Source organism: Synechococcus sp. R6-5 (genome assembly GCF_047461775.1).
Lineage (GTDB): Bacteria > Cyanobacteriota > Cyanobacteriia > Thermostichales > Thermostichaceae > Thermostichus.
The window spans coordinates 1-15,691 of sequence record NZ_JANSHV010000144.1; the positions used below are offsets into that span (position 1 = coordinate 1).

At 59.5% G+C, this 15,691-nt stretch carries 11 protein-coding genes; 4 read left to right on the plus strand and 7 right to left on the minus strand.

All coding sequences use genetic code 11. The features are described from left to right. The 3 genes from NW818_RS08535 to NW818_RS08545 all read right to left on the minus strand — a co-directional run. Nucleotides 1-782, minus strand: a 782-nt coding sequence (locus tag NW818_RS08535; protein ID WP_414424312.1) for a two-component system response regulator, incomplete at its 3' end; no start/stop codon positions are given. A gap of 193 nt (nucleotides 783-975) precedes the next feature. After that, the gene (locus NW818_RS08540; protein ID WP_414328732.1) at nucleotides 976-1,914 is read right to left on the minus strand and encodes a prohibitin family protein; all 939 of its coding nucleotides are present in this window, start codon (nucleotides 1,912-1,914) and stop codon (nucleotides 976-978) included. An 80-nt stretch (nucleotides 1,915-1,994) separates the two neighbouring features. After that, nucleotides 1,995-2,798 carry a prohibitin family protein gene (locus NW818_RS08545; protein ID WP_414343102.1) on the minus strand — a complete coding sequence of 268 codons (804 nt, stop codon included), beginning with the start codon at nucleotides 2,796-2,798 and terminating at the stop codon, nucleotides 1,995-1,997. Nucleotides 2,799-3,046: 248 nt separating this feature from the next. Here NW818_RS08545 and NW818_RS08550 point away from each other — a divergent pair, with 248 nt between their 5' ends. Continuing rightward, nucleotides 3,047-3,322 (plus strand): hypothetical protein, encoded by a 276-nt coding sequence (locus NW818_RS08550; protein ID WP_414417790.1) that lies wholly within the window; start codon nucleotides 3,047-3,049, stop codon nucleotides 3,320-3,322. Between the two features lie 19 nt (nucleotides 3,323-3,341). Here the strand turns inward: NW818_RS08550 and NW818_RS08555 are convergent, their stop codons facing one another. Next, a complete protein-coding gene (locus NW818_RS08555; RefSeq protein WP_414330282.1) occupies nucleotides 3,342-3,974 on the minus strand; it encodes a 4Fe-4S single cluster domain-containing protein in 633 nt (210 codons plus the stop codon). Between the two features lie 170 nt (nucleotides 3,975-4,144). Then, nucleotides 4,145-6,421 (minus strand): ComEC/Rec2 family competence protein, encoded by a 2,277-nt coding sequence (locus tag NW818_RS08560; protein WP_414424313.1) that lies wholly within the window; start codon nucleotides 6,419-6,421, stop codon nucleotides 4,145-4,147. A gap of 257 nt (nucleotides 6,422-6,678) precedes the next feature. On the opposite strand from NW818_RS08560, the gene cphA reads away from it, so the two are divergent. The 3 genes from cphA to NW818_RS08575 all read left to right on the plus strand — a co-directional run bounded on the left by cphA (nucleotide 6,679) and on the right by NW818_RS08575 (nucleotide 10,890). Further along, a complete protein-coding gene (gene cphA, locus NW818_RS08565; RefSeq protein ID WP_414424314.1) occupies nucleotides 6,679-9,375 on the plus strand; it encodes a cyanophycin synthetase in 2,697 nt (898 codons plus the stop codon). A 322-nt stretch (nucleotides 9,376-9,697) separates the two neighbouring features. Beyond that, entirely contained in the window at nucleotides 9,698-9,898 is a 201-nt protein-coding gene (locus NW818_RS08570; RefSeq protein WP_414330572.1) for a hypothetical protein, read from the plus strand. A gap of 137 nt (nucleotides 9,899-10,035) precedes the next feature. Further along, nucleotides 10,036-10,890: a prepilin peptidase gene (locus tag NW818_RS08575; protein WP_414424315.1), complete on the plus strand. Its 855-nt coding sequence runs from the start codon at nucleotides 10,036-10,038 to the stop codon at nucleotides 10,888-10,890. A 269-nt stretch (nucleotides 10,891-11,159) separates the two neighbouring features. Here NW818_RS08575 and NW818_RS08580 read toward each other — a convergent pair whose 3' ends face one another. Beyond that, nucleotides 11,160-11,558, minus strand: coding sequence for a DUF6883 domain-containing protein (locus tag NW818_RS08580; protein ID WP_414388491.1), 399 nt, complete (start codon nucleotides 11,556-11,558; stop codon nucleotides 11,160-11,162). Between the two features lie 78 nt (nucleotides 11,559-11,636). Next, nucleotides 11,637-15,599 (minus strand): magnesium chelatase subunit H, encoded by a 3,963-nt coding sequence (locus tag NW818_RS08585; protein ID WP_414424316.1) that lies wholly within the window; start codon nucleotides 15,597-15,599, stop codon nucleotides 11,637-11,639. Nucleotides 15,600-15,691 lie beyond the last annotated feature (92 nt).

Below are 15,691 nucleotides of genomic sequence, written 5' to 3' on the forward strand. Positions count from 1 at the left end.
TCCCAACGCTCGTGGTGGTGGCGGATGATCGGCAGCACATCCTGCATGGTGCGCAAGCCCCGACAAATGTCTTCGCCAATCAACACATGGGATTTCATGATCTCCCATTCTTCCGGGGTATGCTTGCCCTGCTTGCACAAAATCGCATCCGGGATCCCGACTTTGCCGATGTCGTGCAGGTAGCCGCCCCAGCGCAGGGCCTTGATCTGTTGACGAGACAGCCCCAAGTAACGGCCAAACTGTTCCCCCATGACCACCAAGCGTTCGCAATGGTTACCTGTGGTGGGATCCCGACTTTCCACGGCGCGGGCAATGGCAAACAACACCTTGGCGGCGTGATCCAGATCTTCGTTCAAGCGCTTTTGGTGGATGGATGAGCGTACCCGCGCCAGCAGCTCCACGTGATCGAAGGGCTTGGTCAAAATGTCGTCGGCCCCCACCTGCATCCCCATCAGGCGATTGGAGCGGTCGGTCAGGGCTGTAATCAGCACAACGGGGATCAGGCGGGTCAGCTCATTGGCCTTCAGTTGCCGGCAGACATCGAACCCGCTCATGTTCGGCATCAGCACATCCAACAGCACCAAGTCTGGCCGAAGCCGCTCCACAGCCTCCAAAGCCTCTTCGCCGTTGGTGGCCTCGCTCACACGGAAGTGGGCTGACCGCAACAGCTCACCGATGTAGAGGCGGCTGCTGGCCTGATCGTCCACCACCAAAACATGATCCGCCTCCGCCAGCTTCGGGTTTAGGCGGGGAAAGGGGGTGTGGATCAGGTGGGAGTTCATGGTGGTAAAACCTAGCCTTGCATCGAGTACGAGCTTTCCCCCTGAGTTGGATTCGGCGCAACTCTACGAGGGATCCCAGCCCAGACTCCTGGCGGTAGGATGTCAACGAACTCGAATGACATCCCTTCGCCTTCACATCTGGACACACTTTATACTCAGACTTTTAAGTCTGTACTCCGCAACTTTGCTGAACCTACTGCCCTCTTTGCAGGGCTGCCTGATGGGGATCCACATTGAGAAACACGGTGGCATCGCCCTCGACACGGATGATGCGCAAAGGGGGCAGCGAGCCCGTCGGGTTTTGGATGCGCTCTTGCAGCTTCTCGTAGAACAGCAGATCCGCCAGTTGCGCGTTCTGCGCTGCCGCTTGTCCTTTCAGCTCAATGGCCCGCTGGTTGGCCGCCGCCAGGATTAACAGTCGCTCCGTCTCTTTTTCCTGGATCTGCGCCCGCACTGCCGCCGTTTGTGCTGTAATCGAGGCCACCTGTTTGCGTTCAATCGAGTCTCTTAAGGCTTGTGGGAAATCGGGGTTGCCCAGAAACAGGCCCTCCACCTGCACCAGAGGCAGGGTTTGGCCATCGCGGTTGACAGTGGGCATCTCTTGGCGAATCAAGTCCAGCGCTCGTTGTTCGATGGCAGCCCGCTGGCTTTTCCGGTAAAAGTCTTCCGAATTGAAAGAGGCGGAGATATCCCGGATTTTGGAGCGCACCACCGGCACCACCACCGTGGAAAGATAGTTCTCGCCGATGTTGGCGTGCAGCTCGTCCAAAGTGGCGAGGTTGGGCTTGAGGGCAATGGCTACATCGATGGCAAAGGCTTGCCCATCGGCGGTGTTCACGGTGATGGCGTTGCTGATGGCATTGGCCGAGGCGGGGTCGTTGGTAAACTCCCAAACGCGGGTGAGCACGGTGTAGGTGATCGGCGTCTCGATCCCTGGGATCCGGAAGATGGCCCCTGGCAGTTCCACCCGCCCCTTCTGCAACCCGGAAAAGGTATTGAAAACTACAGTGGCATGTCCGGGCAAAGTGACGTACAGGCAAGCGCGGAGCACTCCCAGGGCCGCCAAGACGGCGATCCCTCCCGCGGTTAGCCAACCGGCTCTGCTGTGGGGTGCTTCTCCTGTTGGATACATGGCGGCTGCTCCCGTTTTAGGGTCGGTGAGAAGAGCTGAGGAAATTGGGGACAGGCTAAAAGGATTGATTTCCTGTTGAGTTATTTGGTGATCAAAGTTTCCAGACGGGATCCCAGTACCGCAGCTTTCACCACCTCTAAGTACTGCGGATTTTGAGTGAGGGCCTGTGCTTTGGCTCTCAATTGACCGGCTTCTGCCTCAGCTTGAGAAATGATGGCGCGGGCATCTTGGCGGGCCTGCTCGATCTCAAATTGCTTTTGCGCCAGTTGATTTTCGGCAATGGTCTTTGCCTCAATGGCCGCTACGAAATCAGGATCGAAATCCACATCCCGCAGCAGAAAATCCAAAACCTCGATGCCGTATTCCTTCAGCAGAAGAGCCACCCGTTCGCGGATTTGGCCCTGGAGCAGCGGGCGCTCCGTGGAATACAGAGCCTGGGCAGAAAAGCCGCTGGTCTCATTCAGAATGACCGACCGAACAATGGGAGCGATGCGATCCAGGTAATTTTCCCCCAGTTGCGTATAGACCTTGGGGGCGTCCACAATGCGAAACTGCAGCGTCGCCTCAGCCGCAATCTGCTGCCCATCCTGAGAAAGGGCCACCAGCCGCGGTGCGTAGGCGGTCGGGTCGTTGTCTTTCCAGGTCAGAGCTTGGGTTTTTACATCAAAAATCACCGTGCGAGAGACAAAAGGCGGCACCCAATGCAGACCTGGCTGCAAAGCCATCGGGCTCACCCCCCCTCCCCAGGTGAACACCACCATATTTTCTCCGTTGCCCACCAGTCGCAGCGGCCTGCCCATTGCCACTAGGATCAATACGGCTCCGGCAAGGGTGGCCTTGGGCAACCAGCGACCAACTCGCCTTTCCCAACCTTCTGCTCGCATCTCCCCATCTCCTGCGCATGCAGCCATTCTCGCGGCTGTGGGGAAATGAGGCCGAGAAATCGCCGCTATCTTTTAAGTTTTCTCCAGGGATCCCGCGAGAGATCCCGCGCTTGCTCGCCCACTGTTCTCAACGATGTCGAGAAATCTACAAAGTTTACAAAAGATTACTTCATACTTTGCAAAGACCCGTGACGGACAAGCGAAAAGGGAAGAAGATTAAAACATAATAAAGATTTGGGTTGCCGTTCATGCTACCTACTGTCGACTACGAGCGGCGAGACATCCAGGTGCCACCCTCGTGCATTCCCGCTGCCGCCCAGGCCTTGATCCAGCAGGGGGTATCCATCTGCTGGCGGGAAGAGAGCCTGTCTGCCCTAATTCGTCTCGGATCCAAAGGTGCCGCCGACCGGGCCGCCATTTTGCTGGTGGAAATGAGCCTCATGGGCCAACCGGAAGAGCTAAAAAACTGGCTGGAGATGTGCTGGCAACTGCCCGCTTGTCTCAGGGAACCCCTGCAGGTGTAGGATAAAGGATCACTGCAGTTCAAGAGCCTGCCTCGTCGAGGAGAAACTGGCTGCCGTAGCCGGTAACGATGCGGGTTCCATCTTTGAGGATATGAATTTCCACCTGGTCACTGGCCCAATTAAGCTGGTTTTGCAAGGCGGGGTTGAAGACGTGCACCCGCTGGTTGCGGGAAGAGACCAGCGAGTGGGGGGAGTGAATGGCCTGAGATTGGAGATAGGGGCCGTCCACTAAAATATCCAGCTCTTGCAGCAGCTCCTGGGCGCCGGGAGGAGCTTGGGGGGAGTGCAACTGTTCTAGGGTAAAGCCGGTAAAAGACATCACTGTCAGCCCTTTGGCCTTGAGAAGCCGCGCCAAGCTGGCCAGGGCAGGAGCCTGCCAGAAGGGTTCCCCGCCGGAGAAGGTTACCCCTTGATTTTTGGGGTTGCTTAGGATTTGGGCTGCTAGGTCGGTCACGCTCACCAGTTGATGGATGACAAACGGCCAGGAAGCCGGGTTGAAACAGCCTGGGCACTCCCGCAAGCAGCCCTGCACCCACACCACCGCACGGCAGCCCGGCCCATTCACTTCCGACTCGTCCACATACCCCATCAGGTTGAGATAGCCGGGAGGAATCTGGGCCAGAAAGCTCAGCGCCATCTCTGCCTTGGACATGGATCACCCGCTGCAAAACCTCTTGAGGCTATTCTTAGCCTAATTGGCAGCTATGCTCATAAGGCAGTCATGAATCAATAATTAACGCTTGAGAACGATTGAGGCTCGTAGTTGCAAAAACAGGATAACTGGGAGGCTGCTGAGAAAGCTGCCTGGTCTGGAAACCGGCCCTACTCCAATTGCGCCCTCAGGGTTTGCACTCCCCGTCGCGACCAGCTCACCGCTCCAGCTCGATCGGCTACGTAGAGGGGCCGTTGTTTTTGCCGAAACCAGGCAGTCACTGCTTCGCTGACAGGGCCAGAGCTGATGCCCGCCTGCACCTGAAAGCGCTCCAACAGATCCAGAATCAGGGATCCTCCGTCCCACCACAGCCAGTCGATCTGGGCCGGCATCAGTGGGGATCCGGTTAGCTCGGCTTGCACATGGGTGCCGGCAGAGCCCAGCAGCAGCCAATGGGATCCCTCAGCCTCCAGTGTCAACACCAGGGGATTGGTGTAGACAGCTTGCAGCCGCAGCCGCTCCGAGAAAGGCATCCGATCGCCTGGCTGCAGCACCTGATAGGGGATCCCGGCAGCTTGCACAGCACTGAGGGAGCGCAGGTAACTTTCGGAAGCCGCATTAGCCCCTCCCCCATCCCAGAATTGCCCAATCGCGTTGGCGGGACGTACTCCTTTGGAGAAAGCCGACAGCAGGATCTCCCAGCCGCCATTGGCAGAGCCGGCGGAGGTCATGGCCACCGCCCCGTCCAGACGGTGCAAGCCCTGCTGCCGCAAAAAGGGCAACACCGTGCGTTCTGCCAAACGGGGATCCCCGCTGTTGAGCAAGAGGTGGCGCCCTTCCGCTTGAATGGCCAGGATGGGAATTCGTCCACTGGCCAAGGCGGTAATTTGGACCGGCGGCCCCGGCCACATCCTTGGACCCAGGAGGATGGCGGCCATGATCAGGGCTGTGCCCTGCCAGCGGAAGGCCTGTCGCCACCGCGGCCAAAAGGTTAGGGCCACCAGCGCCCCGTAGAGGAGCAGGCACTGGAGCAGGGAGACCCGGCCGGTGTAGTAGGAACTCAGAGGCCAGCTGGCCATCCAGTTCACCCAGTTGATCAGAGGCGTGATCAAAAACGTCAAGGGCCGGGCCAGCAGGGATCCCAGCCCTGGAGAGAGTAAAGCCACAAAGGCCACCCCGAACCCCGCCACCAGCAGCGGCACCAGCAGAATCAGCAGCAGCGGGTTGGCCAGCAGTGAATAGGTGGGGATGCGGCCAAAGATGGCCACCTGCAGCGGCAAAGTCCAGATCTGGGCTGCCAGCGGAACGGCCAAGGCGGTGGCCACAGCCGGAGGCAAAAAGTCCAGCCGGGAAACAATTGGGGCTGTTCCGACCAGCAGGCCCAGGGTGGCGGCAAAGCTGAGCTGAAACCCCAGGTCTGTAATCCACAGCGGCTCGTAGATTAAGAGCAAAACTGCCGCCACCAGTAGCGTCCCCAGGGGATTGAGCTTCACCTTTCCTTCCAGGCGCGGCTCCGTCAGCACCAGCATGGCCGCCGCCCCCATCAGTGCTGCCCGCAACACCGAAGGGCTGAACCCCGTGAGGGCGGTATAAAGCCCCAGCACCGCCAGGATGCTCCCCTGCTGCAGGCGCACCGCCAACCGCCGTGTCAGGACAAACACCACCCCCACCAACAGCGACACATGGAACCCAGAGGCGGCCAGCGCATGGGCCATGCCGATTTCCCGGAAGGCATCCTGCAAGTCGAAATCCAATTGGGCGGCCCGGGATCCCAGCACCAAGGAAGCCAACAGATTTCCCTGCCGCTCTCCTAGCCCGGCGATGAACGCTTCCCGCACCCGCCGCCGCAACACCCAGCCCCCCCAACCTCTTCCCCCCGGCTGCAGGATCACCTCACGGGCGCTGAAGCCGGCAAAAGCCCCCTGGCGCTGCAGGTAGGCTTGAAAATCAAAGCTGCCCGGGTTCAAGGCCGGACTGGGAAGGTACAGGGATCCCGTCAGGCGCACCCGTTGGTTGGGGTGGAGATCCTTGTCCTGGAGGGCCTCAGGGCCGGTGGTGACGTAGAGCTTGCCGCTGACCTGGCGGGCCGTGGAGTCGGCGTTGAGCACCTGCTCTGCTCTCAGCCAAAATTGCCGCCGTTCGCTGCGGGTGGGACGAGGTTCCGAGAGGACGGTGCCCACCAAGTTCATCTGCTGCTGGGGGGCCAACAGGCTGATATCCGTCGGCCCGGGAAAAGGCTGCCGCCAACCCAGGTAATTCCAAGCCAGACACCCCACCAGACCCATCGCCAGCCAAGTGCGGGCCAGACGCGGTTGCCGCCGGCACAGCAGGGATCCCGCCAGCCCCAATCCCAGCAGGATCCCCCAGCCCCACCCGGCAGCCTGGGGCCAAGCCCGCACCAGCAGGCCCAAGATCCAGCCCAACCCCAGCAGATAGGTTCTTTCCATGTGCCGCAGACCCGTCTGCCCCCCACTGTACCGATGTGGTCAAGCGGGATCCATTGCGTTGTCTTAACCTTGCTCGCCTGCCGAAAGAATTGTATTAAAGGATACTCTTTCTCGACCTTGGCAAAGGGAGTGTAGATTAGGGCTGGTCGCGCCAGCGGGATGTAGTCCTTGGCAGTTTCCTGCGCCGGCATCCTGAAAACGACCCTAAAACGACCCTAAGTTATCTGTCCCCTTCCCCGCTGTTTCCCCTAGACCCTATGCGCATCCGATCCATCCGCGTTCTCAGTGGCCCCAACTACTGGAGCATCCGTCGTCATAAGCTGATTCAAATGCGGCTTGATCTGGAAGACTTGCAGGAGCGACCCACCAACACCATCCCGGGTTTCAAAGAAAGGTTGGAGGCCCTGTTGCCGGGACTGTGGGAACACCAGTGCTCCCGCGGCTGCTATGGGGGATTCTTGCAACGGGTGGAAGAGGGCACCCTCATGGGCCATGTGGTGGAGCATGTGGCCTTGGAACTGCAGACTCTGGCCGGCATGAAAGTGGATTTTGGCCGCACCCGCGAAACCTCCACCCCCGGCACCTACAACGTCGTGTTCGAGTATCAAGAGGCAGAGGCCGGGCGCTTTGCGGCCAAAGCTGCAGTCTACCTCTGTCAGGCTTTGGTGGATGGAGAAGACTACCGCCGCGACCTAGAACTGGACGTTCAAGAGTTGCGAGAGATCCGAGAGAACGTCCGCTTCGGCCCCAGCACCCAAGCTTTGCTGGACGAGGCCGCCCTGCGCGGGATCCCCTATCTGCGCCTCAACAAGGGATCCCTGGTGCAACTGGGGTACGGCGTCTACCAAAAGCGCATCGAAGCCACCACCACTGAAAAAACCAGCATCATTGCTACCGACCTGGCCGCCGACAAGCGGGCCACCAAAGAGCTGCTGCAGGACATGGGGATCCCGGTGCCCAAGGGCTATACGGTGCGTCGCCGCAGCGAGTTGGCAGCCACCATCGAGGATGTCGGGGGCTTTCCGGTGGTGATCAAGCCCCTTAACGCCAACCACGGCAAGGGCATCACCGTCAACATCACCAGCCTGGAAGCCGCCGAGATCGCCTACGATGCCGCCAGCCAATACTCCGATGTGGTGTTGGTGGAAAAGCACCTGGTGGGGGATGACTACCGCCTGCTGGTGATCAACAACAAGCTGGTGGCTGTGGCCAAACGGATCCCAGCCTATGTGGTGGGAGATGGCCGCTCCACCATTCAAGAGCTGATCGACGAAGTCAACAGGGATCCGCGGCGGGGGTTTGGCCATGAAAACGTGCTGACCCAAATCAGCGTTGACGACATGACCCTGCGCATCCTCGAAAGCAAAGGCTACACCCTGGATACAGTGCTGCCCAAAGGAGAACATTGCACCCTCAAATCCACCGCCAACCTGAGCACCGGAGGCATCGCCGTCGATTGCACCGATATCATCCATCCCTACAACGCCTTCATTGCCGAACGGGCAGCTCAGATCATCGGCCTGGATGTGGCGGGCATTGACCTCATCTGCCCGGACATTGCCCAGCCCGTCAACGAAACCGGGGGCGGCATTGTCGAGGTGAACGCTTCTCCGGGTTTGCGCATGCACCTGGCCCCCAGCGAAGGGATCCCGCGCAATGTGGCTGAGCCCATCATCGACATGCTCTTTCCCCCCGGCAGCCACACCCGCATCCCCATCCTGGCCGTCACCGGCACCAACGGCAAAACCACCACCACCCGCCTGATCGCCCACATCCTCAAAGGCATCGGCAAGCGGGTCGGCTTCACCACCACCGACGGCGTTTACATCCAAAACCATCAAATTGCCAAGGGAGACATGACTGGCCCCCACAGCGCCCGCCTGGTGCTCAGGGATCCCACCGTAGAAGTGGCGGTGCTGGAAACGGCGCGAGGCGGCATTTTGCGAGAGGGGCTGGGGTTTCCGGAATGCGATATTGGCGTGGTGCTCAACGTAACCTCAGATCACCTGGGGTTGGGGGATATCGAAACCCTAGAAGACATGGCCCGCGTCAAATCCGTCTTGGTGGAAGCGGTACACGAGCGGGGCTACGCTGTCTTGAATGCCGATGATGGTCTGGTGGCCGCCATGGCCGCCAATGTCAAGGCGACAGTGGCCTATTTCAGCATGAACCCGGAAAATCCCCTCATTCAAAAGCACATTGCTTCCGGGGGCATAGCAGCTGTCTATGAAGAGGGCCACATCTCAATTTTGAAACGGGGCTGGAAACTGCGCATAGAAGATGTAACCAAAATTCCCCTCACCCTCTCTGGCAAGGCCAGCTTCATGATCCAAAATGTGCTGGCCGCTACTTTGGCAGCCTTCCTGCACGGGGTTTCCATCGACGACATCCGCATGGCGCTGGGCACCTTCACCAGTTCTGTAGCCCAGACCCCCGGTCGCCTCAACTTGTTCGATGTAGGGGGCTACCAGGTGTTGGTGGACTATGCCCACAACCCAGCAGGTTACGAAGCCATTCAAAGTACCCTGGAGCGCTGGGATTGCCAACGAAAAATTGGGGTTATCGGCGGGCCTGGGGATCGGCGCAACAGCGACCTACGAGAGCTGGGAGTCTTGGCAGCGCGCATGTTCGACCGAGCCATTGTCAAAGAAGATGATGACCGGCGAGGACGGGAACCAGGCGAGGTGGCCGCCCTAATCCGGCAGGGTTGGGAACAGGAAAAGGCAGGGGATCGTCTGCAGGAAATCTTGGATGAGGCAACTGCTATCGAAACCGCTCTGGAGAAAGCCGAACCCGGAGACCTGGTGGTGATCTTTCCGGCGGATGTACAGCGCACCATCCAGATCATCACCCGCTTTCAAGACAAGCTCAATCCCAAACCCAGTTACCGTGGCTCCTCCTACAGCATCGGCCCAGATTTGATCTCCCCCAGCCCTGACGTCAAACTGTCTTAGGCTGGCTGCCGACAACTCCAGAGTGCTCTATGGCCTCCATTCCTGGACAGACATCGAGAATTGAGTGGGCGGAGGTGACCCATAAGTCCTCGGCGGCGATATCCTAAGTTTAGGCTGGCGGGGGCGGGTGACTTGTCTTTTGGGAAGCAGCAGGTGTTCGGCTCAGGGGATCCTCGGCTTTTCAGAAGCCTTAACCGTTCTAAAAAAGTCTGAGGGATGGCAGACAGAACTTTGGGGATCCCAAAAGGTCTAAAGACTCCGTCCCGCCGACGCGATGGGAATGTCGTTAGGGTAGTTGTGAATTTGGCAAGGAAAACAGCTCATGGACAGCGCTCTGCTTCAAGCGGCTCGCCAGATTTATCAATTTCATCTGCAGCATCGACCGGAAGTGCTGGAGCAACCTCCGCGGGGGGTAGTTATTCACCGCCGTACCCTGCGAGGGGATCTGATCTTTTCCGAGTTCCCCATCCTGCTGCCCCAGGAAACTTTTATTCCGCTGCAGCAATTGGAGCCGCTGCGGTGAGGCACAAGGAGCTACGCTGACAGAGCAGATCCTTCCTTTTTCTGCCTTTAGGGACTCCGTCCTGCCGACGCGATGGGAATGGCTGCCATGCTCGAGATTCTCCCCTACTGCACAACGCTCACATGATGTGGCTGAGCATGATGTGGCTGAGCAGCGCCGACGCCAACAGAATCTGGGAGCTGCGCCTGTTGGCCTGGGTGCTGGTACTGGTGCTGGGGGCCTGTGTGGGCAGCTTCTTGAACGTGGTGGTCTATCGCCTGCCGCAGGGTCTTTCTCTGCTCCATCCCGGATCCCATTGTCCAAGCTGCAAGACGCCGCTGGGCCCCACGGAGAACATTCCCATCCTGGGCTGGTTGTTGCTGCGCGGTCGCTGCCGCCATTGTGGAGCGCAGATTAGCTGGCGCTACCCTGCCGTTGAGGCGTTGACAATGGGCCTGTTTGCCCTCAGCATCGGCGCTTTGGGGTTTTCTGCCCAAGGGATCCTCACCTGCATCTTGTTGAGCTGGCTGTTGGCCCTGGCGCTCATCGATCTGGATACCTTTTTGCTGCCGGAGGAGCTGACCCGTTCAGGCCTGGTGGTGGGGCTTTTGGCCCGCCTGGCTCTGCCGTGGCTCCAGGGATCCGGATCCCTGGCCGCTACAGGCCTGTCACTGGTGGAAGGGATTGCAGGAGCTGTGCTGGGCCTCTGGCTGCTGGAGGGCATTGGCCTCTTGGCCCGTTGGGTCTTGGGGCGGGAGGCTATGGGCGGGGGAGATAGCAAGCTGTTGGCCCTGATCGGCATGTGGTTGGGCTGGCAGGGGGTGGTGGTGGCCCTTCTTTTGGGTTCCGGGTTTGGCCTGCTGGCTAGCTTGCTGGCCATGACCAAGGGGCGGGCCCGCCTGGGAAAGCCCATCCCCTTCGGCCCCTACTTGGCTATGGGCGGAGGGGTAGCCGCTCTAGCCGGATCCCAACTGGTGGAGGGCTACCTGCGCTGGCTTGACCTGGTGGGGTAGAGGGAACGTCCATTCAACATTGGATACTTCATGTTTCGGGATCTATGACTTCAAACTGATCGGGAAAAAGAATGAGATTAAAATATCGAAAACCTCCTACCAAGCTCAAATCCGGAACCGCTAAATCAACCGCATAGCCTTCAGTGGGATCTGAGTAACATTCCACAATGGATCCCTGAGTTCCAGCAGGAATAGTGGTCTCGCTGAAATACTCCTTGACATCTGCCACAGTTTTGACTCTACTGTATGGCTTGATTCTAGAAGTGGTTTTACTCATCATTGTGTACCTCTAGCCAATTGGTGACCAAACGAGGGATTAAACTTTCCTTATCAACCTGCCACACGGTCACTAAAGTGCCTTTTTTCTGATTGAGGCCCAAAATTTCAATCTTGACTCGATAGCGGCTTCCATAGGGTGTTGGAAACGGATCCCCGGCTAAGGCGCAAGGCAGAGCAGCAGTAACCTGTTGCAGAATGTGAGCAAATCCCACCCTTCTTCCCTCTGGTGTACTGACATCATAGCCAAGCTCTGCAAAGGCAATCCACTTGCCTTGATTTCCAGGATTAGCTGGATTCATAGAGTAATCAACGAACTTGGCAGGATCCACTGCTGCTTCAGAAGCCCTGGGCAAGGATCCGGCCATGGTTGCAGCTTTTGCCGACTTCACGTAAGGTCTAAGGACTCCGTCCCGCTGGCGCGAACAGTAGCCCAGACGTCTCACGCTAACCTGAAACAACCATATTAATTACTCCACCCCTTCGATTCTGTCCTCGATCTCCTGATACAGCTCCTGCAGACGCTCGATATTGGCCTGGGAAGTCTGCCAATAGCCGCGCCCATGCACCTCTAGCAGGGATCCGACAATGCGCCGGAAGGAGTGGGGATTGAGGTTCATCAAGCGCTGCCGCATGGCCTCATCCTTGATGAAGGTCTCGTTGGTTTCTTCGTAGATCCAGTTGTCCACCGCGCCTGCCGTAGCTGACCAGCCGGAGGTGTTGACCAGCCGCTTGGCGATCTCCCGTACCCCTTCGTAGCCGTGCTTGAGCATCCCCTCATACCACTTGGGGTTGAGGAGCTTGGTGCGGGCGTCCAGACGGATGGTTTCGCTCAGGGTGCGGATCTGGGCGTTGGGCGTGGTGGTATCTGCCATGTAGGCCGAGGGGGCCTTGCCGTCGGGGCGCAGGCTTTGCACCAGCTTGGTGGGATCCGAGTCAAAGTAGTGGCTGACATCCGTCAAGCTGATCTCCGAGGAGTCCAGGTTCTGGAAGGTCACATCCACCGTCTTCAAGCTGGCTTCAAAAAGCTGTCGCATCTGCTGGTTGGGCAGATTCGAGCCGAAGGCAAAGGACTTGCGGGATAGGTACATCTCCCGCAGCTCCCTCTCGTCCTCCCAGGAGCTGTTTTCCACCGCCAGGTTGATGTTGGCGGAGTAGGATCCGGAAGCGTTGGAAAAGACCCGCGTTGCCGCCTGCTCCAACGTCAGCCCCAGTTCTTCTGCCTGCTGCAAGGCGTGCTTGCGCACAAAGTTCAGCTCCGGTGGCTCCACCGCTGCGGCCGCCAGCTTCACCGCCCGGTCGATCAGGTCCATCTGGTTAACAAACAGATCCCGGAACACCCCCGAGCAGTTCACCACCACATCAATGCGGGGCCGGCCCAGTTCCTCCAAGGGGATTAACTCCACCTTGTTCACCCGCCCCAGGGCATCGGGTTTGGGTCGCACCCCCAGCAAACACAGCACCTGCGCCAGCGACTCCCCGTAGGTCTTGATGTTGTCGGTGCCCCAGAGCACCACCGAGATGGTTTCCGGGTACCGGCCACCGTTACTGCTCATCTCGCGGGCCAGCAGCCGTTCCACCACCATCTCCGCCGACTGGATGGCGGCTGCCGTGGGGATGGACTGGGGATCCAAAGCGTGGATGTTGCGCCCCGTCGGCAACACAGCGGGGTTGCGGATGGGATCCCCGCCCGGCCCCGGCAAAATGTACTCCCCTTCCAAGGCCCGCAGCAGGGATCCCAGCTCATAATCTGCCGTAATTTGCTTGAGGCACTCCTCCAGAAATTCAAACAAGGGCTTCAAAAGATCCGGATCCACCTGGGGGTAGCCCGCTTCTTTTAGGACTGCCAACCAGGGGGCTTGCCGGCCCATGTTGAAAAAGTTGAGCTTGGCCACCCGCGCGACCCGGCCCTGGGCGTCGGTCTGCTCCTGCACCAGCGCCGCCACCGCCTTCTGGCAGGCCTTGTTGATGCGATCCAGCAGCTCCGTATCCGCCAGGTGTCCCCGATCCCGGTTGCGGTAGATCTCATCGATATCCCGGCCCAGGCTTTGGGCGAGAATGCGGGGCAGGCCGAGGATCCCTTCTTCGGGGCGGTCAATGCTGGCAATGCTCACCAGGGTGGCAATCGCCTCCTCTGCTGTGGGGGGCGCTCCAATGACGTGCAGACCACAGGGCAACAGCCGCGACTCGATCTCCATCAGCTGGGCGTAGAGCTTGCCCACCACCCTGTCCCGCTCTTCCAAGCTCAACTGGGCGGCGTCCCCCTGGGGCAACTCCACATCCTTGTCCAGGTTCACCAGCCGCGCCTTGTCGCAGATGGCGTTGACGATGGCGATGCCCCGCGCCCCCTCCCGCAGGGTTTGGTAGGAGCCGATCATCTCCCGCAGCTCCTGCAGCCCTTTGTAGAGGCCGGCGTTTTCTGCCGGCGGCGTCAGGTAGCTGATGGTGCAGGCGTAGCCCCGCCGCTTGGCAATAGTGGCCTCACTGGGGTTGTTGGCGGCGTAGTAGTACAGGTTGGGCAGGGATCCAATTAGATTATCCGGATAGCACTCGCCCGACATGCCGATCTGCTTGCCCGGCATAAACTCCAGGGATCCATGGGTGCCAAAGTGCAACACCGCATCCGCCCCCCACACTTTCTCCAGGTAGGTGTAGTAGGCGGCAAAGCCGTGGTGAGGGCTGGCTGACCTGGAAAAAAGCAGCCGCATGGGATCCCCTTCATAGCCGAAGGTGGGCTGCACCCCGATGAACACATTGCCAAAGTGCTTGCCGTAGATCAACAGATTTTGCCCATCGGTATTCAGGTGCCCCGGCGCTGGCCCCCAGTATTGCTCGATGGCTTTCACGTAGGGTGTCAGCGCCTCGTACTCCCGCACCGACAGTTTGGCGGCCACATTCAGCTCCGGGCTGGCGTACTGGGCCTGGGCGTCGTGCAGAATGGCCTCCATCAGCTCCTGCGGGGTTTTGGGCAGCTCGGGGCCGAGGTCATAGCCGTTGTGGGCCAGGGCCTGCATCACCCGGTGAATAGAGGCAAATACATCCAAGTAGGCTGCTGTCCCCACATTGCCTTTGTCCGGTGGGAAGCTGAAGACGGTGATGGCGATCTTCTTCTCCAGCTTGGGCTTACGTCGCAGGTTGGCCCACTTAATCGCCCGCGCCGCGATCAACTCAATCCGATCCTGCATGGCATGGGCTTTGCCGGTGGCCGCATCCCGCCCTGAGAGGATGATGGGATCGATGGCCCCGTCCAGCTCGGGAATGGCAATCTGCAAAGCCACCTGCACCGGGTGCAGCCCCAGGTCGCTGGCAGCCCATTCCTCCGTCGATTGAAACACCAAGGGCAGCGCCACCATGTAGGGGCGATTCAGCCGTTGCAGCGCTTCCACCGCCTTGGGGTGATCCTGCCGCGCCGGCCCCCCCACCAGGGCAAACCCGGTTAGCGACACGACCACATCCACAATGGGCGCTGTCTTCTGCGCGTTCCAGAAAAACTCGTTCACTGGCTTGGAGAAATCTAGACCCCCGGCAAACACCGGCACCACCCGCGCCCCGCGCGACTCCAGCTCTTGCACCATGGCCACGTAGTGGGCATCATCCCCCGTCACCAGGTGGGTGCGCTGCAACACCAACCCCACGCAGGGAGCCAAGGGATCCTTCACGTCCTGCGGCAGATCCTCGCGGGCGTTGTACCAATCCAAATACTCCGCCAGACTGGCAAACATCTGCGGCGCCAAGGGGTGCCAGATGCCCATCTCCAAGTAGGTGACCGGCTCGGCAAAGGAGAGCTGCCCCCGCATCCCCGGCAGGTAGCGATCCGCCAGCATCAGCAAAAAGTTCTCCAGGTTCTCGCGGGATCCGCCCAGCCAGTACTGAAAGCTGAGCATGAAGTTGCGGGCATCCTGCGCCTTGTCGAAGGGCAGATACTTCAGCACCTTGGGCAGAGTCTGCAGCAGCTTTAGCATCCCCTCCTGGAAGTTGGATCCCTGCTGGCGCTTGCGCATGAACTGGGCAATGGCGCTCTTGGACTGGCCCAGCTGCGCCATAGAAAAGGATCCCATCTTGTTCAGGCGCATCACTTCCGGCATGGAAGGGAAGACCACCACCGCATCCAGCCGCTCCCGCAGGGGCTGCACCGCCTGCACCACCTTCTGGGCAATGTCTTCGATAAAAATCAGGGATCCGATAAAGACATTGGCCGTTTCCAAATCCCGCTTGAAGGCATCGTAGCCCGCCGGATCCCGCAGCTCCTCCACCAGATAGCCGGCCAGCTCCACCGCCAGCTTGGAGTTGTGGGCGTTGATGTGCTGCACTGCTGCGGTCAGGGCACTCTGATATTGCGGCTCCAACACCACATACACCACCTTCATCAAGCGGCGATCCCCTACCTCGGCAGGGGTAACGTGGCGGGTGATGGGCTTAACCAGAGTAAACATGCGGTCGCTCTCCGTCGTGCAATGCAAAAATTGGGTAAACCGGGGAAAGGATTCTGTCCTGCTAACGCGAAAGGACTCCGTCCCGCTGACGC